This window comes from Gemmatimonadota bacterium (genome assembly GCA_026702745.1).
Classification (GTDB): domain Bacteria; phylum JAAXHH01; class JAAXHH01; order JAAXHH01; family JAAXHH01; genus JAAXHH01.
The window spans coordinates 37787-61066 of sequence record JAPPBT010000004.1; the positions used below are offsets into that span (position 1 = coordinate 37787).

General features: G+C 63.4%; 27 protein-coding genes. 26 read left to right on the top strand and 1 reads right to left on the bottom strand.

Features of this window, described 5'->3' with window-relative positions; all coding sequences use genetic code 11:
- The first annotated feature begins 24 nt into the window (after window positions 1–24).
- From OXH56_00540 to OXH56_00575, 8 genes are all read left to right on the top strand, one after another.
- A complete protein-coding gene (locus OXH56_00540; GenBank protein MCY3553782.1) occupies window positions 25–2055 on the top strand; it encodes a hypothetical protein in 2031 nt (676 codons plus the stop codon).
- Window positions 2056–2064: 9 nt separating this feature from the next.
- Entirely contained in the window at window positions 2065–4395 is a 2331-nt protein-coding gene (locus OXH56_00545) for a hypothetical protein (GenBank protein ID MCY3553783.1), read from the top strand.
- Window positions 4396–4405: 10 nt separating this feature from the next.
- Window positions 4406–5155, top strand: a complete 750-nt coding sequence (locus OXH56_00550; GenBank protein MCY3553784.1) for a YebC/PmpR family DNA-binding transcriptional regulator — start codon at window positions 4406–4408, stop codon at window positions 5153–5155.
- Window positions 5156–5164: 9 nt separating this feature from the next.
- Window positions 5165–5683 carry a crossover junction endodeoxyribonuclease RuvC gene (gene ruvC, locus OXH56_00555; GenBank protein ID MCY3553785.1) on the top strand — a complete coding sequence of 173 codons (519 nt, stop codon included), beginning with the start codon at window positions 5165–5167 and terminating at the stop codon, window positions 5681–5683.
- The gene (ruvA, locus tag OXH56_00560) at window positions 5661–6269 is read left to right on the top strand and encodes a Holliday junction branch migration protein RuvA (GenBank protein MCY3553786.1); all 609 of its coding nucleotides are present in this window, start codon (window positions 5661–5663) and stop codon (window positions 6267–6269) included. Before ruvC ends, ruvA begins: the two co-directional genes overlap by 23 nt.
- Entirely contained in the window at window positions 6270–7322 is a 1053-nt protein-coding gene (ruvB, locus tag OXH56_00565) for a Holliday junction branch migration DNA helicase RuvB (GenBank protein ID MCY3553787.1), read from the top strand.
- Window positions 7323–7396: 74 nt separating this feature from the next.
- Entirely contained in the window at window positions 7397–8554 is a 1158-nt protein-coding gene (gene queA, locus OXH56_00570; GenBank protein MCY3553788.1) for a tRNA preQ1(34) S-adenosylmethionine ribosyltransferase-isomerase QueA, read from the top strand.
- 233 nt (window positions 8555–8787) lie between these two features.
- Window positions 8788–9171, top strand: coding sequence for a hypothetical protein (locus OXH56_00575; protein ID MCY3553789.1), 384 nt, complete (start codon window positions 8788–8790; stop codon window positions 9169–9171).
- A 77-nt stretch (window positions 9172–9248) separates the two neighbouring features.
- Here the strand turns inward: OXH56_00575 and OXH56_00580 are convergent, their stop codons facing one another.
- Complete coding sequence (locus tag OXH56_00580; protein MCY3553790.1) at window positions 9249–9437, bottom strand: hypothetical protein; 189 nt, start codon at window positions 9435–9437, stop codon at window positions 9249–9251.
- Here OXH56_00580 and ispD point away from each other — a divergent pair.
- The 18 genes from ispD to OXH56_00670 all read left to right on the top strand — a co-directional run bounded on the left by ispD (window position 9436) and on the right by OXH56_00670 (window position 23251).
- Window positions 9436–10122, top strand: coding sequence for a 2-C-methyl-D-erythritol 4-phosphate cytidylyltransferase (ispD, locus tag OXH56_00585; GenBank protein ID MCY3553791.1), 687 nt, complete (start codon window positions 9436–9438; stop codon window positions 10120–10122). The genes OXH56_00580 and ispD overlap by 2 nt on opposite strands.
- A gap of 49 nt (window positions 10123–10171) precedes the next feature.
- Complete coding sequence (gene ispF, locus OXH56_00590) at window positions 10172–10654, top strand: 2-C-methyl-D-erythritol 2,4-cyclodiphosphate synthase (GenBank protein ID MCY3553792.1); 483 nt, start codon at window positions 10172–10174, stop codon at window positions 10652–10654.
- A gap of 103 nt (window positions 10655–10757) precedes the next feature.
- On the top strand, window positions 10758–11561 hold the full coding sequence (locus OXH56_00595; protein MCY3553793.1) for an AAA family ATPase: 804 nt from the start codon (window positions 10758–10760) through the stop codon (window positions 11559–11561).
- Complete coding sequence (locus tag OXH56_00600) at window positions 11512–12372, top strand: ParB/RepB/Spo0J family partition protein (GenBank protein MCY3553794.1); 861 nt, start codon at window positions 11512–11514, stop codon at window positions 12370–12372. Before OXH56_00595 ends, OXH56_00600 begins: the two co-directional genes overlap by 50 nt.
- Before the next feature lie 632 nt (window positions 12373–13004).
- Complete coding sequence (locus tag OXH56_00605) at window positions 13005–13505, top strand: M23 family metallopeptidase (GenBank protein ID MCY3553795.1); 501 nt, start codon at window positions 13005–13007, stop codon at window positions 13503–13505.
- Window positions 13506–13557: 52 nt separating this feature from the next.
- Window positions 13558–14013, top strand: coding sequence for a polymer-forming cytoskeletal protein (locus OXH56_00610; GenBank protein ID MCY3553796.1), 456 nt, complete (start codon window positions 13558–13560; stop codon window positions 14011–14013).
- A gap of 10 nt (window positions 14014–14023) precedes the next feature.
- On the top strand, window positions 14024–14293 hold the full coding sequence (locus tag OXH56_00615; GenBank protein ID MCY3553797.1) for an AtpZ/AtpI family protein: 270 nt from the start codon (window positions 14024–14026) through the stop codon (window positions 14291–14293).
- Entirely contained in the window at window positions 14277–14738 is a 462-nt protein-coding gene (locus OXH56_00620) for an ATP synthase subunit I (protein MCY3553798.1), read from the top strand. Before OXH56_00615 ends, OXH56_00620 begins: the two co-directional genes overlap by 17 nt.
- Before the next feature lie 12 nt (window positions 14739–14750).
- Window positions 14751–15563 carry a F0F1 ATP synthase subunit A gene (atpB, locus tag OXH56_00625; protein ID MCY3553799.1) on the top strand — a complete coding sequence of 271 codons (813 nt, stop codon included), beginning with the start codon at window positions 14751–14753 and terminating at the stop codon, window positions 15561–15563.
- Window positions 15564–15672: 109 nt separating this feature from the next.
- Window positions 15673–15945 carry an ATP synthase F0 subunit C gene (locus tag OXH56_00630; GenBank protein ID MCY3553800.1) on the top strand — a complete coding sequence of 91 codons (273 nt, stop codon included), beginning with the start codon at window positions 15673–15675 and terminating at the stop codon, window positions 15943–15945.
- A gap of 65 nt (window positions 15946–16010) precedes the next feature.
- Window positions 16011–16517, top strand: a complete 507-nt coding sequence (atpF, locus tag OXH56_00635; GenBank protein ID MCY3553801.1) for a F0F1 ATP synthase subunit B — start codon at window positions 16011–16013, stop codon at window positions 16515–16517.
- A gap of 7 nt (window positions 16518–16524) precedes the next feature.
- On the top strand, window positions 16525–17067 hold the full coding sequence (gene atpH / locus OXH56_00640; protein ID MCY3553802.1) for an ATP synthase F1 subunit delta: 543 nt from the start codon (window positions 16525–16527) through the stop codon (window positions 17065–17067).
- Between the two features lie 18 nt (window positions 17068–17085).
- Window positions 17086–18618 (top strand): F0F1 ATP synthase subunit alpha, encoded by a 1533-nt coding sequence (gene atpA / locus OXH56_00645; protein ID MCY3553803.1) that lies wholly within the window; start codon window positions 17086–17088, stop codon window positions 18616–18618.
- Window positions 18619–18628: 10 nt separating this feature from the next.
- Complete coding sequence (gene atpG / locus OXH56_00650; GenBank protein MCY3553804.1) at window positions 18629–19483, top strand: ATP synthase F1 subunit gamma; 855 nt, start codon at window positions 18629–18631, stop codon at window positions 19481–19483.
- A 37-nt stretch (window positions 19484–19520) separates the two neighbouring features.
- Window positions 19521–20921: a F0F1 ATP synthase subunit beta gene (atpD, locus tag OXH56_00655; protein ID MCY3553805.1), complete on the top strand. Its 1401-nt coding sequence runs from the start codon at window positions 19521–19523 to the stop codon at window positions 20919–20921.
- 3 nt (window positions 20922–20924) lie between these two features.
- Window positions 20925–21326 carry an ATP synthase F1 subunit epsilon gene (gene atpC, locus OXH56_00660; GenBank protein MCY3553806.1) on the top strand — a complete coding sequence of 134 codons (402 nt, stop codon included), beginning with the start codon at window positions 20925–20927 and terminating at the stop codon, window positions 21324–21326.
- 168 nt (window positions 21327–21494) lie between these two features.
- On the top strand, window positions 21495–22112 hold the full coding sequence (locus tag OXH56_00665) for an Ig-like domain-containing protein (GenBank protein MCY3553807.1): 618 nt from the start codon (window positions 21495–21497) through the stop codon (window positions 22110–22112).
- Between the two features lie 131 nt (window positions 22113–22243).
- The gene (locus OXH56_00670) at window positions 22244–23251 is read left to right on the top strand and encodes a class I SAM-dependent methyltransferase (GenBank protein ID MCY3553808.1); all 1008 of its coding nucleotides are present in this window, start codon (window positions 22244–22246) and stop codon (window positions 23249–23251) included.
- The last annotated feature ends 29 nt before the right edge of the window (window positions 23252–23280 follow it).

Consider the following 23280-nt stretch of genomic DNA (forward strand, 5'->3'; position numbering starts at 1 on the left):
CCCTGCTCACCGCGCATCGGCCCTATGTATATCATTCAATCGATGGTCGTGCTTTTTCTCTTCGCAGGCCTGCTTTCACCCGCTCTGCCGGCCGGGGGCCAGTCTGCTTCGCCGGCCACGGCCCGGTCCGGCCTGCCAGCCGAAGCCCAATCCGCTTCGCCGGCGATGGATCGATCCGCCGACCAGCATGCCGGGTACATGGACATTGACGATGTAAAGCCGGGCATGCGGGGATACGGCCTCACGGTCTTTCAGGATGCCCGGATCGATACCTTCGACGTCGAAGTGATCGGCGTCATCAAAAACCAGTTCTACACGGATCACGACATCATCATGGTGGGGGTCTCGGGTCCCTATGTCGACGAAGCAGGCGTCATCGCGGGGATGAGCGGCAGCCCCGTGTACATCGATGGAAAACTCGTCGGTGCACTGGCGTACCGTTTCGGAGCGTTTCCGATGAAGCCCATCGGCGGCGTCACGCCGATAGGCCATATGCTGGACATTCGCGAGGTCGTGGAAACGGAAACGAAGCCGGGAAGTAACGCGCCCGATGGGACGCCGGGCGGAATGGGCGGCGGCCAGAACGATCTCGGTCCACCCGATCTCGGCCCTCCAGGTTTCCATCCGTCCGGTCTCGGTCCATCCGGTCTCAAACCCATTGCCGTTCCCATGGTGTTTTCGGGATTCCACCCGGGCACCGTATCCCTTTTCGAAGATGAACTGCGCCGGCGTGGACTCGTTCCGGTGGCCGGCGGCAGCGTGGCCGGCGGTAGTGTGGCCGGCGGTAGTGTGGCCGGTGCGTCCGGCAGGATACCGGGCAGCAAGGCTGGCGATGTCGCGGGCTCGAAACCGGATGGCCGGGCTGCTGTCGGCGCTGACGCAAACCCTGAACAGGAAGGCCTGGCGTCGACCGGCAACGGGACGTCCCTCCTTGAACCCGGATCCGCCGTGAGCGCGCAGCTCATCCGGGGCGATTACAATATGGCGGGCACGGGTACGGTCACCTGGCGCGAGGATGACGCCATACTGGCCTTCGGGCATCCCTTCCTGTGGACGGGTGCCCTGAATGTCCCGATGAACCGGGCGGAAATCATCACGGTTATCCCGGACCAGACCGGGTCCACCAAGATCAGCAGCGTGGCGGACGAAGTCGGTTCGGTCCTTTGGGACCATACGAACGGGATATACGGCCAACTCGGCGATACGGCGCGCATGATCCCGGTGGAACTCTCCTACGACGATGCCATTCGCGCGCCCCGGACCTACCGTTTCGATGTGATGATGGCGAACGGGTGGACGCCGCTTCTGGTGAACATGGCCGTGTCGAATACGATCCTCGCGAACGGCCGCATCGCCGGCGAGCGAACCATAGCAATTGGTGGCCGGATCGCCCTGCAGGACCATCCGGACATCGTTTTCGACGACCAGTTTTCCGGCCAGGCGTCCCTGTCGGCACTGGCCAGGGATGTGAACGGCGTGCTTGATTTCGTCCTCGATAACCGGTTCATCACGCCGATGATCGAGTCCCTCAGGATCGATATCCATTCGTCGGACGAACGCAGTACGGCCGTTATTGAAGACGTCTGGTTCGGTTCGGAAACCGTCGAGCCGGGCGACACGCTCGAAGTCAGGGTATACCTCCGGCCCTACCGGGGCGACCGCCTGGTCAGACGGATGGACGTGACGATCCCCAAGACCGTATCGGCCGGATCGGTACAGGTACTGGTAGGTTCCGCCCGGGCCGTCACCCGCCACGATCTGAATGCCGTTCCCCAGAGGTACAGGCCCACGGACGGTCCCCGGCTGATTGAGCTGCTCAACAACCGCCGGACCGGTAACCGGGTGTACCTGAAGATGTTCCAGGGCGGCGCGGGCGGCATGGTGAAGGGAAGGGAAATGCCCGGCCTGCCCCCGTCGGTCCTCGCCGTCATGAATTCGGAGCGGACAAAGGGAAGTTTCGTACCGATCCGCGAGAAGGTGGTGGCCGAAGAAACGATCCGCACGGACTACGTCGTCGCCGGTCAGAACTGGAGCCGGCTGACCGTAAAGCGATAGGAGCGATACTTGAGAAAGGTACCGGGGTGGCGAGTGCTGTGCATGGCCGTGGTGTTTCTGCCGGCGGCGCTGGTCGTCCACGCGTCGACGACGGTCATCTGGAAACAGGCCGGACACGGGAATTTCCTGAAAGGGGAAACCCGGGGCGTTTCCATCACCGGCAAGGGCCGCCTGACCCTGTCACCGGTCCTGGATCTCGTTTTCGAGAGCGACGAGCCGCTGATCTGGAGTCTCGCGGCCGATTCCAGGGGGAACCTGTACGCGGGTTCGGGAAACGACGGCAAGTTGTACCGGATAGGTCCTTCGGGCCGGTCCGAGGTGTTTTTCGATGCGGACGAGTTGGAGATCCGCAGCGTCGTGATCGATCGGAATGACCGGGTCTACGCCGCCACCTTCCCCGATGGCCGGATCTACCGGATCGAACCGGACGGGACGCACGCGGTGTTTTTCGATCCCGCGCGGGATGGCGGCATGAATGGCCCGGACGGCGGCCCGGACGACGGCACAGGCGATAGTCCGGACGGCGTAACGGACGACAGTCCGGATGACGGTCCGAGCGGCGGTACGAACTACATCTGGTCCCTGGCGCTGGACGCGGGGGGCGGACTTTACGCGGGAACGGGTGAGCAGGGAAGGATCTATCGTATCGACGAAGACGGCGAAGCACACCTGCTGGCCGAGCTGGAGGAGGCCCATGTGATGGCCCTGGCCGTGGATGGATCGGGCCGGCTCATCGCCGGGACCGAACCGGGCGGAAGAGTCTACCGGATTTCGTCCGACGGCGCCATCTCGGTCCTCCATGATTCTCCCTACGGTGAAGTGAACACCCTTCTGGTCGCCGAAGACGGCGCGGTGTTCGCCGGTGCGCTGAGCGGACCGCGCCGGGGCGCCCGCGGCGGCCGGGCCGGATCGGCGGGCGCTTCGATGCCTCCGCCATCCTCTGGCGCACCCGATGATCCGGGCGGAGGTCCGATGCTCAACGCGGTTCAAGTGACCGCCACGGCAGAAACCGCAGATCGCCCGTCCGTCGGCAATTTCGCCACGGGAGGCAGCGTCGTCTTCAGGATCGATCCGGACGGCCGGGTGGAAGAGTGGTGGCGATCCCAGACGGACGTAGGCCTGTCGCTGGCGATACGCGGGGATAACGAACTGCTCATCGGTACCGGGTCGAGCGGCCGGTTATACAGCGTCCGGGAAAGGGGCACCGGCACGCTGCTGAACGAACTGCAGGAATCGCAGATCACGGCGCTGTCGCCCGACGCGTCAAACGGCGTAGTCGTGGCGACGAGCAATCGCGGCAACCTGTACCGCCTGCGTTCCACACCGGTGCGCGAGGGCGAGTACGAGTCCGACGTCCGGGATACCCGGGGCATGGCGCGGTGGGGCCGAATCCGTTGGGAGAGCGAGCAGCCCCCCGGAACGTCGGTCCGCCTGTTCGCGCGGTCCGGCAATACGGATTCGCCGGACCAGACCTGGAGCGAGTGGACCGGTCCCTATACCGACCCGGAAGGGGAAGCCCTGGCCTGCCCGCCCGCCCGCTACTTGCAGTGGAAGGCAGTCCTGGGCACGGAGAACGAAGAATCGCCCTCCGTCTCGTCCGTTTCGGCCTCGTACCTGACGCGGAACAATCCGCCCAGGGTGCATGGGGTCACGGTGTACGAGCCGGGCGTCTACCTGCGGGATGCCGCGACGGGCCAGGTCGGGCAGTCCGCACAAGCCGATCTCCCCCCGGGCATCGCCGCGCAGGTCGGCAACCGGGGCAACGGCCGCGGCCAGAGCGCATCCTCCGGGACGCCCGCCTACCGGAAGGGCATGCGGGCGGTGGCCGTCCGGGCGAGCGATCCCGATGGGGACGGACTGTCTTACGAGATCTATTTCCGGGGCGAAGCCGAAGCATCGTGGAAACTCCTGGAGTCGGAGCGGCGCACGCCTTCCTATTCGTGGGATTCCGAAACCTTTCCGGACGGCGAGTACGTCCTTCGCGTCGTGGCCAGCGACGCCCCCTCCAATCCTCCGGACCAGGCCCTGGAGGCGGAATACTTGAGCGACCCCTTCCTGGTGGACAATACCGGTCCGCAGGTAACCGGGATCGACGTGACGGGCGGCCAGCTGTCCTTCATAGTCCGGGACAGCGCCAGTCCCCTTTTCCGGGTCGAATACGCGATTGACGGAGGCGACTGGCGGGTGGTCCATCCCGAAGACGGCGTAACGGATTCGGAGACGGAGGCCTTCGAGATCGCCCTGGACGGCCTGGAGACCGGAGAACATACCCTCGCCATTCGCGCCAGGGATACTTCCAATAACACGGGAACGGGGAAACGGGTCGTTACGATGCCCTGAGGAGGCCAAGTTGTCGGGTCATTCCAAGTGGAGCACGATCAAGCGGAAGAAGGAGCAGAAAGACGCCGCCCGCGGGAAGATCTTCACCCGGGTCATCAAGGAGATCACTATCGCCGCGCGGCAGGGCGGCGGATCGGTTACGGCCAACCCCCGGCTCCGGACGGCCGTACTCGCCGCCAGGGCGGAAAATGTGCCCCAGGCCAACATCGACCGGGCCATCGCGCGCGGCACGGGTGAGCTGGACGGCGTGCATTACGAGGAACTGGTCTACGAGGGCTACGGACCGGCGGGCGTGGCACTGCTGGTGGAAGCGGTGACGGACAACAAGAACCGCACCACGTCCGAGATGCGCCATGCCTTCACCAAGAACGGCGGCAACATGGGAGAGTCGGGCTGCGTGGCCTGGATGTTCGACCAGAAGGGCACGATCGTGGTGGACAAAGGCGGCGTCGACGAGGACGAGGTCATGATGATCGCCCTCGACGCCGGTGCGGAAGACATTCTGGACGAGGGAGATACCCTGGACGTGCTGACGGCCGTTTCCGATTTCGAGGCGGTCCGGGTCCAGCTCGAGGAAAGCGGCTTCTCCCCCCTGCGGGCGGAAATCGGTCGCATCCCGCAGTCGACCGTGGCCGTCGCGGGCAAGGAAGCGGAACAGCTTCTCAGGTTGATGGAAGTCCTCGAGGACCACGACGACGTCCAGCATGTATACGCCAATTTCGACATGGACGACAAGGTGCTGGAGGAAATGAACGGGTAGCGGGTATCCATGATCATCCTCGGAATCGATCCGGGCAGCGTGATTACGGGATACGGCGTGATCGAGGCCCGGGGCAGGCAGTGCCGGTTGCTGGACCAGGGCGTGTTGCGTCCGGGTTCGCGAAAACCCCTCGCGGACCGGCTCAAGGTCATCTACGACGGGCTGTGCGAGGTCATCGACCGGAACCAACCGGAACTGGTAGCCGTCGAGTCCACCTTCGGAGGCCGGTTTCCCAGGGCGGCCCTCGTACTGGGCCATGCCCGGGGCGTCGCCCTCCTGGCCGCGGCGAACCGGGGACTGCAGGTCTGGGAATACGCCCCGCGCGAAGTGAAATCGGCCATCGTCCGCGCGGGAGGTGCATCGAAGCAGCAGGTACAGTACATGGTCGGCGCCATGCTGAACCTCGACCGGGGCCCCGGCAGTGAACCTCTGCCGGAGGACGCGTCCGACGCGCTGGCGGTCGCCATCTGCCACTATCACAGGGTAACCGGAGGGATCAAGGCCGTTGATCGCATTCGTCGAAGGTGAACTGGTCGACAAGCAGCCCGACGCCATCACGGTGTCCGTCGGCGGGATCGGCCTGCAAATGTTCGTCCCCCTTTCCACGCTCGAAGCTTTAGGTCCCGCGCGCGCGCAGGTCCGCGTGGAAACGGTGCTGCATGTGCGGGAGGACGGCATGCAGCTCTACGGTTTCGCCACCGCGGAAGAGAAGCACCTCTTCGAAGTGCTGATCACCCTGCCCGGCATCGGTCCCGGCGTGGCACTGAACATCCTTTCCGGCGCGACGGTCTCCGAGTTCACCGCGGCCATCATCAACGAAGACATCGGGAAACTGGTCTCGCTGCCCAAGATCGGCCGGAAGACGGCGCAGCGGCTGATCATGGAACTGCGCGACAAGCTGGCCGCCATGGATACCGGCGGAACGACGGCACTGCCCGTGGCGCCGGCGGGAGAGACCCCCGAAGTGGACGACGCGATCACGGGCCTGGTGTCCCTGGGCCTCGATCATCCCGAAGCACGCAGGCAGGTCATCCGCGTGCTGTCCGAAAGCGCGGAGACGCCCGTCGCGGAGGAAATCATCAGAACGGTGCTCAAAAACCAGAAAAGGCAATAGATGGACGAACGGGACTTCCCGCTTACCGACCCCGACCGGCTCGAAGAGGATGCCGAGTTCGACCGCGCGCTGCGTCCGGGCCGCTTCGATGAATTCCCCGGCCAGGAAAAGGCCAAGGCGGAGCTGCAGCTCTACATCGAGGCCGCGAAGACCCGCGGTGAGAACTACATCGACCACGTGCTGCTCCACGGGCCGCCCGGACTGGGGAAGACCACGCTGGCCACCATTCTCGCCAATGAGATGGGGGTGGAGATCCGCCAGACCGCGGGGCCGGTGCTGGACAAGCCGGCCGATCTGGCGGGGCTGCTGACCAACCTGCAGCCGGGCGACGTGTTCTTCATCGACGAGATCCATCGCTTGAACCACGTGGTGGAAGAGCACATGTACGCAGCGATGGAGGATTTCAAGATCGACATCCTCGTGGACCGCGGACCGAACGCCCGTTCCCTTGCCCTCAACCTGGACCATTTCACCCTGGTGGGCGCGACGACGCGCACGGGCCTGCTCACGGCGCCGCTCCTTGCGCGATTCGGGATCCCCATCCGCCTCGATTTCTACACGCCGGACGAGCTTTACCTGATCGTTGCGCGGGCGGCGGAAATCATCGGCGTGGAGACCGACGAGTCCGGTGCGATGGAGATCGCCCTGCGGTCCAGGGGAACCCCCCGGATCGCCAACCGGTACCTGAAGCGGGTGCGGGACTACGCCCAGGTCAAGGGCGACGGCCGCATCACCGGAGAGACCGCGAAGGCCGCCTTCGAAATGCTGGGCGTGGACCACATGGGGCTGGACGACATGAACCGGCTGATCCTCACGACCATCATCGAGAAGTACGAGGGCGGTCCCGTGGGCCTGAACACGCTGGCCGTGGCCGTGGGCGAGGAGAGCGGAACGCTCGAGGAGGTGTATGAACCCTTCCTCATCGTCCAGGGACTGATCAAGCGCACCCCCCGGGGCAGGGTGGCCACCGAGCTGGCGTACGACCACCTGGGATTCGCCGGGCCGCCCGGACCGCCCCCGCCTCCCAGGCCACAGGCCGGACTGTTCGACTGACGGCTTTCCCTGAATCTGCTGTCGCGCCGCGGCATCCGTCGCCGTCCTGCCCCGACCCACATCAACGACCACCCGTGAATCTAGCCGAATACGACTATTCCCTGCCGGAAGACCTGATCGCCCAATACCCCGCCGAACCCCGCGACGGGTCCCGGTTGATGGTGGTGCACCGCCTCACCGGCGAGATCGAACACCGAAATTTCCGGGATATCGTCGACTACCTGGCCCCGGCCGACACGCTGGTGCTCAATCGCACCCGGGTGATGCCGGCCAGGCTCCGGGGAGTGCGGCCCGATACCGGCGGAAAGGTTGAAGTGGTGCTGGTGCGCCGGGTCAACCAGACTCCAGAAACCGCGTCTGCTCCCGAACCTTCGTCGGCCCGCACGTCCTCTCCGGCCCGCGTATCCGCACCCGCCCGTGAAACCGCGCCAGCTTGCGAACTCGAGCCAGCCCGTTGGGAAACGCTGCTGAAACCGTCCGCGCGGCTCGCGAAAGGGACGCGCCTGGAGCTGGAGGGCGGCGTCCTGACCGCCACCGTGGAGGACGATCCCGGGAAGGAGATACGCCGCGTCCGTTTCGAAGGGGACGCGGACGTGACCCGGGTCGTCGAGCAGGTGGGCCGCACGCCCTTGCCGCCCTATATACGCCGCGCCCCGAATGCGGAGGACCGGGACCGCTACCAGACGGTCTATGCGGAGGAATACGGCGCCGTGGCCGCGCCCACGGCCGGGCTGCATTTCACGGCGCCCCTGCTGGACCGCATCCGTTTCCAGGGCACGGCCGTGGTGCCGGTCCTGCTCCACGTCGGACCGGGAACGTTCCAGCCGATCCGCGGCGACGCCGTGGAGGACCACGAGATGGACGCGGAATACTACCGGGTGGAAGCGCGCCAGGCGGAAACGATTGTGAGCAGGCGGTCCGAGGGGCGGGTGGTCGCCGTGGGGACGACGACCGTGCGCGTCCTGGAGACGATTGCGGCGGGGGGCGGCGTCGCGGGAGGACCAGGACTCGAACCGCGCCGGTACGAGGGCCTTACCCGGTGTTTCATCTATCCGTCCTTCGAATTCAAGCTGGTCGACGTGCTGCTGACCAATTTCCACCTGCCGAAATCGACGCTCCTGCTACTGGTCAGCGCCTTCGCCGGGAGGGAACTGATCCTTGCCGCGTACGAGGATGCGGTCCGGGAGAAGTACCGGTTCTACAGTTATGGCGACGCTATGCTGATTGTCTGAGCTAATTCATTTTTCTAAACATCAAACATCTTTACTTTAACGTTTAAACACATATTTTAACTCATCGGAAACAGATGGTCATTGGATTATCCGATGAGTGCCGTACCGTAATGCTCGCGACGGTCGAATCCGGCGGCGGTCGAATCCGCCGGCGGTTGAATCCGGCGGCGGTCGAATCCGGCAGCAGTCGAATCCGGCGGCACTCCTGGCGGCCTCAACCAACGAGAGCGGACATGACCCTTGACGAGATCGGCGCGGCGGCCGCGTCCCACGAGTATGTTGGCCTTTTCGATCCCCTGGCCGATGCCATCATCCTGGTATGCGCCTTGCTGACCATCCTCTTAACCTGGCGTGCCTGGAGCAGGCGGACCCGTATCGGCGCGGTTCCGACCACGCCCTGGCCCGGAGACAGTGCGGATTCCAGCCGTGATCACGGCAATCCGGCCCGGGACCGGGGTCCGGTCCGTTTCCGCAAGATCCGGCGCGTCGAGGACGCCGTAAAATGGGCCCGCGCCATGCTGTGGCGCGCCTTTTTGCTCGTGTTTTTCGTCGGAGCGATCCTCACGGCCGGAACCTCCGGAAGTCTGCTGGCCTGGTGGTATCTGGGCGGCCCCTGATCCGGGGATGATACGTCCTCGTCCCGGTTTTTTGAATCGATACCAAAATATCACTCAAATTCCTTCACGCGATCGCTTTAATTTGTATTGATTAAGGCAGGCTCGCTGTGGAGCGCGTGAACGAACGTTTTTCCGGCCTGCAGATTGAACGCGCTCGCCGGCGTTCGCTGAATGCGTCCGGCGGCACTCGTTGAACGCATCCCACCGACCCCGCGCCCGTCGCTCGATTCGGCTCGGAAGGAGGCATAGCCGTTGAATTCGGTCATGGGTATCATCCCAGCCGCCGGAACCGGCCTGCGCATGCGGTCGGCCCAAGAGAAACCGTATATCGAGATCGGCGGCAGGTCAATCCTGGCCCATACCCTGGCAGTCTTCGAAGCCTGCCCGGCCGTGGACGGCTACGTGGTGGTTGTGGAACCGTCCCGGGCAGCGTCCTGCCGGGAGGATCTGGCCGAGGCGGGCTGCGCCCATCCGAAGCTGGCCGATGTGGTTGCCGGCGGAAGCACGCGCCAGGAGTCGGTCTACCGCGGCCTGATGGCCCTGGCCGAGGGCACCGGGGCCGTGCTGATTCACGACGCGGCGCGGCCCTGCGTCGAACAGGGCGCGCTCGAAGCGTCCGTCCTCGAGGGAGCCAGGCACGGCGCCGTGATATCGGCCACCCCGGCCACGGATACGATGAAGATCATCCGAGACGGCGTGGTCGAAGCGACCCCGGACCGGTCTGCGCTCTGGCGGGCGCAGACGCCGCAGACCTTCGCATACCGGATCCTGCGGGCGGCCCATGAACGGGCCCGCGAAGAAGGCTACGTGGGTACCGACGACGCCGAACTGGTGGAACGGGCCGGATACGTGGTGCGGGTGCTGGAGGGCAGTCCCGACAACATCAAGGTGACCACGGCGGAGGACCTGGAAATCGCCGAGCGCATATTGCGGCGGCAGGGGCGGATCTGACTGTGCGGCAACCGAAAATCGACGAACGAGGCTAAAGGACATGGATGATATACGCGTAGGTACCGGCTACGACGTCCACGCCTTCGCGGAAGGCCGGCCCCTCGTGCTGGGCGGCGTGACCATTCCCCACGAACGCGGGCTGCAGGGCCACTCGGACGCGGACGTCCTCTCGCACGCCATCGGCGACGCTATGCTGGGCGCGGCCGGGCTGGGAGACATCGGGGTTCACTTCCCGGATGACGACGCCCGATACCGCGGGATTTCCAGCCTCGTACTGCTCCAACGGACTGTTGACGCACTGGGTGAATCCGGTTATACTGTAACGAATGTGGACGCCACCGTCGTAGCGGAACGTCCGAAACTTTCGCCCTACGTGCAGCAGATGCGCAGCCGTATCGGCGAAGCCCTGGGACTTCCGGACGACCGCGTGTCGATCAAGGCCACAACTTCAGAGAGACTCGGATTCACGGGACGGGAAGAAGGCATCGCGGCCCACGCCGTGGTACTGATCCGTTCCGCTGACGGCGGGTGACCTGCGTTTATTTAAGGACGGCGGGTGACCTGCGTTAGTTTGTGTTTAAAAACGGCGTGTGATTTGCGTTTTCGCGCGCCGCAGTGCCGCCGTAAGGTATTTCATGGGCAAGGTCATTTCGATAGCGAACCAGAAGGGCGGGGTGGGCAAGACGACGACGTCCGTCAACCTGTCCGCCTGCCTGGGTGTCGCGGAAAAGAAGACGCTGCTGGTCGACCTGGACCCGCAGTCGAACGCCACGTCGGGACTCGGCCTGCAGGACCGGACGCTGGACGTGACGATTTACGAAGTCCTGCTGGACGAGCGCGACATCGAAGAAGCCGTCCAGCAGACCGAGATCCCCGCGCTTCACGCCGTTCCGGCCCATCGGCGGCTGGTCGGCGCCGAAATCGAGCTGGTATCGGCCATCGCCCGGGAACGGAAACTGGAAGAGGCGATCAAGCCCATTCGCGACGAGTACGAATACATCCTGATCGACTGCCCGCCCTCCCTGAGCCTGCTCACCCTGAACGCCCTCACGGCGGCCGACTCGGTGTTGATTCCCATCCAGTGCGAGTATTACGCCCTTGAGGGACTCGGGCAGCTGCTCAATTCGATCCGGAAGATCCAGAAGCACCTGAACCGCAACCTGAAGATCGAAGGCATTCTCCTGACGATGTACGACAAGCGGCTCAATCTCTCGAGACAGATCGAGGTGGAAGCCAAGCAGTATTTCGCGGACAAGGTCTACCAGACCACCATCCCGAGAAACGTCCGATTGAGCGAAGCGCCGAGTTTCGGGAGTCCGATCATCCTCTACGATATTCTCTCGTCTGGCGCGGAAAGCTATATGAATCTGGCCAGAGAGGTGATGGCAAATGGCAGCCAGGAAAGCGCTGGGACGGGGGCTGGAAGCGCTGATTCCTGACCTTCCGGACGACCAGGAAGGCCGGCAAAGTGTGCTCCAGGTGCCCATAGACCGGATTTCGGCCAATCCCTACCAACCGAGGCAGACTTTCGACCAGGCCCGGCTCGACGAACTGGCTCGGTCCATTCTCGAAAAGGGCGTGATCCAGCCGGTCACCGTCCGCCGGAAGAACGGGCAGGGGGAATACGAACTGATTGCCGGGGAGCGGAGGCTGCGGGCCGCCAGGCAAACGGGCTACCAGACCATACCGGCCATCGTCATGGCGGTTTCATCTCCCGAAGAAATGATGGAACTCTCGCTGATCGAGAACATCCAGCGGGACGACCTGAACCCGATCCACGAAGCCCGAGCGTACCTGCGGCTTCAGGAAGAATGCCACCTCACGCAGGAGGAAGTCGCCACCCGCGTTGGGAAGAACAGGACGACGGTGGCCAATACGCTCCGGTTGCTGAAACTGCCGGCCGATGTCCAGAAGTGCCTCCTGGCCGACGAGATCACCATGGGCCACGCGCGAGCGCTGCTCGGCCTGGAAAACCGCACGGAACAGGCCGAGTTGTGCAAGCAGATCGTTAAGAAAGGCCTGTCGGTACGCAAGGTGGAAGAACTGGTCAAGAAACGCTACGAGGAGAAGCGGGAAAGCACTCCGGCGCGCAAGCCCCACGACCTCGCGGCCGCCGAGTCCATCATGCAGCGCATTCTCGGCACGAAGGTGAACATCAATCGCAGGCAGCACAAAGGGAAGATCGAAATCGAGTTCTATTCCACGGACGACCTGAACCGCATCCTCGAACTGCTGAAAGTCCGGCTGTGAGACCCGCCTGACCCTGCACACGCCCCACGCCTGTTCCGCCCCGTTATTTTGCCGATATCCGTTGACTTTTCGGGTCGGTCGACTATATTTATGCTGTTGCGCCGAATCCGTCGAATGGCGTGACGGAACAAGGAGGTACGCACCTATCCGGAGCGGTGTCGGCCATGTTCAGAATGCACTGGATGACCCTGGTTTTCGTCTCCGACCGATCGGGCCGGGCGCACGAACTGCGCATGCCGCGGTTCCTGTTCGGCGCGCTCGTCGTGGCGATTGGCCTGTGCGTACTCGCGCCGGTGGCTGTCCTGGTCCTTCCGGCGGGTATTGTCGACGTTACGTTCGGACATTCATGGAAGGCGCAGATGCAGTCGGTGGAGGACAAATCCACGGAACTGGCCCGTGAACTTGAGGAATTGAAGGAGACCGCCCGAACCATTCGAAGGTTGGCGGGCGTCGAGGGGATCGAATCCGGATACCTGGCCCGCGTGGACGAAGAAACCGGCCATCGGTCGGCCTGGTCCGTCCTGACCGCCCGCCGGGACGGGCTGCCCTTCCTGGCGGATCACGGCCTGCCGGCGGGAGCTTCGGCCAGCCTGGCCGTCCAGGCTGGACCTTCCGTGACCGGCGCGTCCGGTATGGCCGCCGTGTCCGGTGAGGCCGCCGCGTCCGGTGAGGCCGCCGCGGAAAACGAAAGTGCGGTGCTGTTCCGTTACGTGCCGTCCATATGGCCCGTGGCGGGCTGGGTGACCCGGGAGTTTCAAACCGGGGACGACCCGATCGTCACGACGCATTTCGGCCTGGACGTCGCCGCCCGCGAAAGTACGCCGGTCGTGTCCACGGCCGACGGGATTGTGACGTTCGCGGACTGGGACCAGAACCTGGGCTGGCTGGTGGAGATCGATCACGGATATGATATGTCGACGCGTTACGGTCACAACGCAAGGCTGCGCGTCGACCGCGGACAGACGGTCCGCAGAGGGCAGATCATCGCCCTGGTCGGGAATACGGGCCGAAGTACGGCGCCGCATCTGCATTACGAGGTCTGGAAGGACGAAGTTCCCGTAGATCCCCGCGGCTACCTGCCCGAGGTGATCCACTGGGACGATTTGCTGTTGAGCCTGCGGACGCAACGCTGAAACGCACGGGACAGGCGGTCCATCAGGCACAGGACGATACCAGGAGCGCGGTATGACGATCATAGCCAAAGGTGCTGAAATGAACGGCTCGATGGACGTAGAGGGCAATGTCCGGGTAGACGGCACCGTGCACGGAGACGTGAGAGCTACGGAAGGGGTCGAGGTCGGCAAGACCGGCCGTATCGTGGGAACGACCATAGAATCCAAGACCGCGGTCATTCATGGTTACGTGGAAAGCCACCTGATCGTGTCGCAACATATTCTCCTGGGCGGCAAATCCACCCTGGTCGGCGACCTGAACACCAAGACCCTCGTCATCGAGGAAGGGGCGGTCTTCCACGGGAATTCGGCCATGATGGACGAACCCGCCGGATCAGGCCAGGCTGACCAGGCAGGCCGCGCGAACAAGGCGGGCCAGGCGGACCAGGCGGGCCAGGCAGACCAGGCGGACGGTGGAGACGACACCGCATCCAGTACGTCCGGTACTCCGTATTCCTACGAGCGTTGACTGATGGTCTATGGCACGGGACACGCAGGGCAAATGGCAATACATGAGGGAAGCCGGGGAGCTCGCCGTAATCGGCCTGACCCTGGTGTTCGCCACCGCGATCGGGTACTTCCTGGGACACCAGGTTGAACGGGTCTGGCCTGAGTTTAAGCCCTGGGGCGGCGTCGTCGGCGCCATGCTCGGGGTCGTGGCCGGGTTCCTGGAGATGGCGAGGACGTTGAAACGGCTGAACAGAAAGATCGAAGCGGCGGAACGGGAGAGAGATGGCGCAGAGCACTGAACATGACAACGAACCACTGAGGCGGTTCCTGCCCCGTGTCTACCGGATCAGCGCCGTGCTGACCATCGTCGGTACGATCGCGGCGCGGGTGGCGGGCGCGGACCTGCTTGCCGTCAATTTCTTCGTCGGATCGATGATCGGGCTGATGATGCTCTACGTCACGGCCTGGCTGGTCCGCCGTTTCGTGACGCCCGGCGAGCAGATCAAGCGGAACCGCAACAAGCTGTTCCTGCTGCTGATGGCCAAGCTTCCGCTGCTGGGGATCGTGCTCTATTTCGTGACGTCGGGGGACTGGTTCCACCCCATCGGGTTACTGACGGGCGTGTCCCTGATTCCCTTCACGCTGACCCTGTGCGGCCTCGTCCTGGTCATGAGACAGGGTTCATCGGATAATCGGGCAGACTGGACCGCCGTGTTGAACAAGCCGAAGCGGTCCTACCGGTAAGGAGGTTGTCCTTTGACTGGTCCGTGGTCGAGTGTCCTCTCTCTGGAGATGGCGACCGAGGGAGGAAGCGGTGAAGCGCACTACTCGATTCTACATGGTATATTTTACCTGCTGGGCCCGCTGGCCGATTGGATTCCCCAACCCGTCAGACAGCCGGATCTCCTGCTGAACACCCTGCTCGTCTTCGTAATTGTCCTCGTTCTCGTAACCATTGCGGTACGATCGTTCAAGCGCATACCCGAAGGATCGGTCCAGACGCTGTTCGAAATGGCCGTCGAGGGACTGACCGGGTTCTTCCTCAATATCGTCGGGGAGCGCGGCCGGAAGTACATACCCTTTTTCGCCTCCTTCTTCATCTACATCTGGTTCATGAACATGCTGGGCGTCATTCCCGGCATGCAGTCGCCCACCGCCGATCTGAACACCACGCTCGGATTCGCCCTGATCTCCATCGTATCGGCCCATCTCATCGGCCTGCGCGAGATCGGACTCAAGGCCTATCTCTGGCATTTCTGGGGCGAGCCCAAGTGGATGGGCGTACTCATGTGCCCGCTTCATATCGTGGGCGAGTTCGCCAAGGTCATCTCCCTGTCGATCCGCCTCTTCGGAAACGTGTTCGGAGAAGAGATGATCGTACTGGTGCTGCTGGGCCTGTCCCCGGTGTTTCTTATCGGCGCCCTCGAGGTGCCCTTCGTGCCGATGCAGGTTCCGATGTTGATGTTCGGCGTGTTTTCGGGGACGGTACAGGCGATGATCTTCTCGGTGCTCAGCGCCGTGTACGTGGCCCAGTTCCTGGATCACGACCACGGGGAGGAAGACCACTGATGGGGAGGAAGACCACTGATTACGACATAACTGATGCTGGCATACTGATTTCGATACAGATGTTTGATTCTGTTGTAGTTCATTCTCCATTCCGAAAGGAGCTCGCTTCATGCTGTACTACATGGGTTTAGGACTTGGCGTGGCGCTGGCCGTTTCCGTTGCGGCCATCGGCTCGGGTGTCGGTCAGGGGATCGCAACCGGTCTGGCCTGTCAGGGCATTTCCCGTCAACCCGAATCCGCCGGCCGGATCCAGCTGGTGTTGATCATCGGCCTGGCGTTCATGGAATCGCTGGCGATCTACGGCCTGCTGGTGTTCTTCATGCTCCAGGGCCAGTTGCCGTCCTTCGAACAGGTCATGGAACTGAGCCGCCTCGCCCAGTAGCAGACAAGGGGCTTGCGGCGCGCGCCTGACCGGGCGTGCCGCCGGCGTTCGAAGGAGCATAGCGCGTGTTAGATATACTGCACGATCTTGGCATTGACCTGAGCACCCTGATCATCCAGATGATCGGGTTCGCCGTCCTGTTCTTCGTCCTGAGGAAGTATGTTTTCGGCATTATCGCCCAGGCCATCGAAGACAGGAAACGGGATATCCGCGACCGCATGGAGGGACTGGACGCGGACCGGGCGGAACTGGACCGTCTGCACGAAGAAGCCAGGCGGCGGCTCGAGGAAATCGAGACCGAGGCCCGCGAGAAGATGCAGGCCGCGGTCGACCAGGCCAACGCGGAACGGGGTCGGATCCTCGAGCAGACCCAGCAGGAAGCGGAGCGCGAGCTCGAGAAGGCACGCAACACGATCAGGCGCGAGAAGGAATACGCCGTGGCCGAACTGCGCGCACAGGTAGGCGATCTGGCGGTGGAAATCGCGGGCAGGATCCTGAACAGCACCTTGGACGCGACGGAACACCGGAAGGTCGTGGACGAGTTCATCGCTCAGATGCCTTCAAAGGAATAAGGGACCGATGGCCAGCAAGTCAGACATCGCATACCGCTACGCCGGGGCGTGGCTGGAAGCCGCGGCGGAAACCAACACCCTGGACACGGTGCGCGGGGAAATCACGGCTTTCGAGCAGTTGTGCCGGGACTCGCAACCCTTCGTGGACTTTATCACGGACAAAGTCATTCCCGCTGACGTAAAGCAACGCATGCTGGGTGAGATATTCGAAGGCAAGGTCCAGGACATCACCCTCAATTTCCTCTATCTGCTGGCTTCCAGGCGGCGGGCGCGCAACCTGCCGGAGATCCTGGACGCCTGCCGCACGATCCTGGACGAATGGGACGGCATCGTAAACGCGGACGTCGCGAGCGCGGTGGCGCTGACCGACGGGCAGGAAGACGACTTGAAGACCAGACTGGAAGCGCAGACAGGAAAAAGCGTTCGTATGCGGACCACGGTAGACGAAGACTTGATCGGTGGATTCGTGGTGCGCGTGGGCGACCTGGTTTTCGACAGCAGCCTGGCGACCCAGCTCCAGCAGGTCCGGCAGGCGCTTGTTCGTAAATGACCTTCGATGGAGAAGACAATGGCGTTTGATGAAATTGCAATTCGTGCGGACGAGGTCTCCGAACTCCTCAAGCAGCAGGTGCTCGACTACAAGAGAGAGGTCGACATCTACGAAACGGGTACCGCGCTCCAGGTGGGCGACGGGATTGCCCGCGTGCAGGGCCTCTCCAACGTGATGGCGAACGAGTTGGTCGAGTTTCCCAACGACGTGGTGGGCATGGTGCTGAACCTGGAAGAGGACAACGTCGGGTGCATCCTCTTCGGGGACGACCAGCTGATCAAGGAGGGCGATCCGGTCAAGCGCACGGGGCGGATCGTCGAGTGCGCCGTGGGCGACGGCCTGCTGGGCCGCGTGGTGGATTCCCTGGGCCGGCCGATAGATGGAAAGGGACCGATCGTAGACGCGGATTCCCGCCCGATCGAGACGAAGGCCCCCGGCGTGGTGCAACGCCAACCCGTGAACGAACCCATGTATACCGGCCTGAAGGTGATCGACAGCATGTTCCCCATCGGAAGGGGGCAGCGCGAGTTGATTATCGGCGACCGGCAGACGGGCAAGACGGCCGTGGCCCTGGACGCGATCATCAACCAGAAGGGCCAGGACGTGGTCTGCATCTACGTCGCCGTCGGCCAGAAGGGATCCACGATCGCCAAGACGGTCGCGACCCTGGAGGAACACGGCGCCATGGAGTACACCACCGTGGTCGTGGCCTCGGCCAGCACGCCGGCGCCGATGCAGTTCCTGGCGCCCTACGGCGGCGCGACCATGGGCGAGCACTACCGCGACAACGGCAAGCACGCCCTCGTCATCTACGACGATCTGACCAAGCACGCGGTGGCCTACCGGCAACTGTCGCTGAACCTGCGGCGGCCGCCGGGCCGGGAAGCCTATCCGGGGGACGTGTTCTACCTCCACTCCCGGCTCCTTGAACGAGCGGCCAAGATGAGCGACGAATACGGATCCGGATCGCTGACCGCGCTGCCCGTCATCGAGACCCAGTTCGGCGACGTGTCGACCTACATTCCGACCAACGTGATTTCCATCACCGACGGTCAGATCTTCCTGGAGTCGAACCTGTTCTTCGCCGGTCAGCGGCCGGCGGTGAACGTGGGCCTGTCGGTCTCCCGCGTGGGCGGCGCCGCGCAGATCAAGGCGATGAAATCGCGCCAGGTGGCCGGGCTGCTCCGAACGTCGCTGGCCCGGTACCGCGAGCTGGAGGCCTTCGCCCGGTTCGGCACGTCGGGACTGGACCAGACCACGCAGCGGGAGCTGCACCTGGGCGAGCGGCTGGTCGAGCTGCTCAAGCAGCCCCAGTACCGGCCCATGGCGGTCGAGGAACAGATCCTCTCGCTCTACGTGGGTGTCAACGGGCTGTTGAACGACCTCGAGGTGGGCGACGTGCAGCCCTTCGTGGCGGCCTTCCTCCAGCACATGGAGACGCACCACTCGGACGTGGGCCGCGAGATCCGGGAGACCAGGGAACTGAGCGAAGAAACCGAGCAGCGCATCCGGGACGCCGTCGAGGAATTCAGCAAGACGTACAACGCGTAGAAAGGGCCACATGCCGTCACTTCGCGAAATCAGGCGACGCATCGCGAGCACGAAGGACATCCAGAAGATCACGCGGGCCATGCAGACGGTGGCCGGCGTCCGCCTGCGCCGGGCGCAAAGCCGGTTGTTCGCCGCCCGTCCCTACGCCCGCAAGCTGGACGGGATGATGAAGCACCTGGCGGCGCAGACGGCCGACGAGCGGCATCCGCTCATGACTCCCCGCGAGGTGAAGGCCTCCGCGCTGATCGTCGTGACGGCCGACCGCGGATTCTGCGGAGGGTTCAACTCGAACGTCGTGCGCCGCGCCCTGGAAAGCGTCCGAGAGGGTTCGCCGACCCCCGCGTTGTTCTGCGTGGGTCGCAAGGGTTCGGATACGCTCTCCCGCCAGCGGCTGGAGATCCTGTCCCGCCATACCAACGTGTTCCAGGCGCTGGAATACGCCCAGGCCGGCGAGATCGCCGACGAGGTGACCAGGCTTTTCAACAGTGGCAAGATCGACCGGGTGGACATGCTCTACAACGAGTTCAAGTCCGCCGGGCAGCAGAGCCTCGTGACCGAGCAACTGCTCCCCGTGCCGCCCATGGCGGTGGAGGACGATCCGGGGTTCACCGGCTACGTGTACGAGCCGTCGCAGCCCCTGCTCCTGAACGACCTGCTGCCGCAGCATCTCCGCTTCCAGCTGTGGCGCGTGCTGCTCGAATCCAACACGGCGGAGGAAGCCGCCCGCATGATGGCCATGGACAACGCCACGCGGAATGCGAGCGACCTGATCGACGATCTGACCCTGACGGCCAACAAGATCCGCCAGGAAACCATTACATCCGAACTGATGGACATCGTGGGCGGCGCCGAAGCACTGAAGTAACGCCAGGACGGCCGTCCGTTGACCGGGAAGGGAAACCATGGAAGGAACGAATACAGGAACCGTGGCGCAGATCATCGGCGCCGTTGTGGACGTCGAATTCGGCTCGGGCGCGCTGCCGAAGATCTACAACGCCCTCGAAGTGCCCGTGGAGGGCAGCGACGCGCTGGTCCTCGAAGTCCAACAGCACCTGGGCGACAACAAGGTGCGGTGCGTGGCCATGGACGCCACGGACGGGCTGGTCCGGGGCGTGCCGGCCGTCGACACCGGCGGACCGATCAACGTTCCCGTGGGACCCGCCGTCCTCGGACGCATGATGAACGTCCTGGGCCGCCCCATCGACGACGGCGGCTCGGTGGAATCGGATCATCACTATCCGATCCATCGCCGCGCGCCGGAGCAGGAGGACCTGACGACTTCGGCGGAGATGTTCGAGACGGGGATCAAGGTCATGGACCTCATGGAACCCTATACCCGCGGCGGGAAGACGGGACTGCTCGGCGGCGCCGGTACGGGCAAGACGGTGCTGATCAAGGAGCTGATCAACAACATCGCCCGGGAGCACGGCGGCATTTCCGTGTTCGCCGGCGTGGGCGAACGGTCTCGCGAGGGCAACGACCTCTGGCTGGAAATGGAAGAGGCGAAAGTGCTCGACAAGACCGCCCTCGTGTTCGGCCAGATGAACGAGCCGCCAGGCGTGCGCCTGCGCGTCGGCCTGTCCGGCGTGGCCATCGCCGAGTATTTCCGCGACGAGGAAGGCCGCGACGTGCTGCTCTTCATCGACAACATCTTCCGCTTCGTGCAGGCGGGATCCGAAGTATCCGCCCTCCTGGGCCGCATGCCCTCCGCCGTGGGATACCAGCCCACGCTGAGCACGGAGATGGGCGACCTGCAGGAGCGCATCACGTCCACGAAGCAGGGCGCCATCACTTCGGTGCAGGCCATCTACGTGCCCGCCGACGATTACACGGACCCGGCCATCGTGACGGCCTTTCCCCATCTCGACGCCATCACCGCCCTGTCCCGCGATCTTTTCGCCCGGGCCATCTTCCCGGCCGTGGATCCCCTCGAGTCCAACTCCCGGATCCTGGATCCCGCCGTCGTCGGAGAGCGGCATTACGGCGTCGCCCGCGGTGTTCAGCAGGTCCTGCAGCGGTACAAGGACCTCCAGGACATCATCGCCATCCTGGGCATCGACGAGTTGTCGGACGACGACAAGCTGATCGTCTCCCGCGCCCGGAAGATCGAGCTGTTCATGACCCAGCCCATGTTCGTCGCGGAGATCTTCACCGGCCTTGAAGGACGGTACGTCAAGGTAGAGGATACGGTCGAGGGATTCGAGAAGCTGGTCAACGGCGAGTGTGACGAACTGCCCGAGCAGGCTTTCTACATGGTAGGCACCATCGACGAAGCCTACGACAAAGCCAAGGAGCTACAGTAGATCATGGCAGTCGAATTCCCCCTGGTCATCGTAACGCCTTCGAGCATGGCCTTCGAAGGCGAGGCGCGCAGCGTGCTCGCCCCCGGTACGGACGGCTATTTCGAGGTGCTGATCGGCCACGTGCCCATGCTCACCTCCCTGCGGCCGGGTCTACTGACCATCCGGAACGACGAGGGCCGGACGCAGTACACCGTGTCCGGCGGATTCGTCGAGGTGCTTCGGGCCCAGGTGACGGTCCTGGCCGAGACCATCGAAGAGGTGGGCGCGATCGACCTGGATCGCGCGCGCCAGGCCGAGGAACGGGCGCGCCAGCGCCTGGGATCGGGCGAAGAAGACGTCGACGTCGACCGGGCGCGGGCTTCGCTGGACCGGGCGGTCAACCGCATCAAGGCGACCCAGCAGTAGTCCTTCCGCTGCTATCGACGTTTATTCCTGGCTGGTGAAGCGGAACTTAAAGCCGTTAATATCGTTGTATAGACCATAGTCTCCCTATCAGACGAGTTTTCCTGGCCGATCCGATTCTACGGCTTCTTTCAGGAATACTCTAACACAATCACCCAGAGGAAACCAGCAATGAAACGCTTTAAATTGCTGTTTACACGCTATGTCGTCATTCTGATCGTGGCGACCCTGGCGGCATGCGGGAAGGACAGTCCCACGGAGCCGGCCCGGGTTTCTTCAAGCATCGTCCTCTCTTCGCAATCCGTGATTTTCACCGCGCTGGGACATACGTTGCAGATCAACGCAACGGTACTGGATCAGGACAACAACGTCCTAACAGGCGCGACCGTTGCCTGGTCAAGCAGTAATCCGGCCATCGCCTCGGTCAGCAGCACCGGTCTCGTGACGGTGGTGTCGCGCGGCATCACCCGGATCAGCGCCACATCAGGCGGCGTATCCGCCGTTGCGAATGTACAGGTCGCGCAGGTGGCGGTCAGAGTAGCCATCGCCCCGACTTCCGTCACGCTGGCTTTATTGGGTGAGAGCGTCCAGCTCGAGGCCGAGGCGTACGACAGCGGGAACGCGCCTATCCCCGGCGCGTCCGTTACCTGGTCGAGCAGTAATCCGGCCGTCGCCACGGTCAGCTCTACCGGACTCGTGACGGCTGTGTCGAACGGCACCGCGCGGATTACCGCCGAATCGCAATCCGTAACCTCGAGTATCGAAGTCGTCGTGGAGATACCTGACTAGGACCGGGAAGCTCTGGTGCTAACGAATTACGGCAACGATCCCTTAACAGGATGTATTCCTGATAGCGTGAGCGAAAAACTGTATCAAGAGAGCAGAGACTAGCAGGATAGTTTCATGCTGCCTGGCTGCGAATGAACGAACTGGAGAATCCGATTGGCAGTGGCGTCGAACTGGACCTGGTCTCGGTCCCCTGCGCGATGTGCGGAAGCTCGGAGACGAAGCCGCGTCCGGTCTTCGAAGGGTACGACTACGAGTACCGCACTTGCGAGAACCGGTTTCTGTACGTCGCGTGCTCGGACTGTGGGCATGTGTACCTGTCGCCGAGGGTCCGGATGCGGGACATTGATCGTATCTATCCGAGAAACTACACGGTTCGCGTTACGGAAACCCAGTATCCTGCGTTCGCTCCGATCAGGTGGCTGAAGCTCAACGTACTAGACCGCGGTTGGATCAGGAAAGTGATCGCGAATCTACGGCCCGGATCCAGGGTGCTGGACATCGGCGCGGGATTCGGTGGGAACCTGACCTACCTGGCGAAACTTGCGCCTTTTCCACTCCAACTCTTCGCCAATGACCTCAAGTTCGAACCCGAAGCCCGTTCATATCTTTCCGACCGCGGCGTGACGCTTATTGAAGGACCTGTCGAGGAAGTACAGTGCGAGGATCGGTTCGATGCCATCATCAGTCAGCATGCCATCGAACACGTGCCCGATCCCGGACGGATGGTCCGATGGATTTCGGATCATCTGGCGCCGGGTGGCGTCTTGTATCTTGAAACGCCCGATCTGAACGCGCTGTCACGATACTTCTTCAAGAACCAGTGGCAGGCCCTGAGTACTCCTCGGCACTTCCACGTGTTTTCCCGAAAGGCCCTCGCGGCCTGCGTCCGTGACAGCGACCTGGAGATCGCGTTCCACGGTGCCATCGTCGAAGCTAGTCATTGGCCGGGAAGCCTCCGCATCAAACTGGGCATGGAACCCCATGCGCCCCGGTCGACCGGATTGCTGTACCGCATCATCAGCTACGATAACTTTTTCATCAAGTCGGTATGCTGCATGATCGATCTGATGACTATAGGGCTGGGACTGTCCACGGTGAGCCAGGCACTGATCGCGAGGAAACCTTCGGCAGCGGCATGACGGACGCGCAGACGTGGTGTCGTGAAACT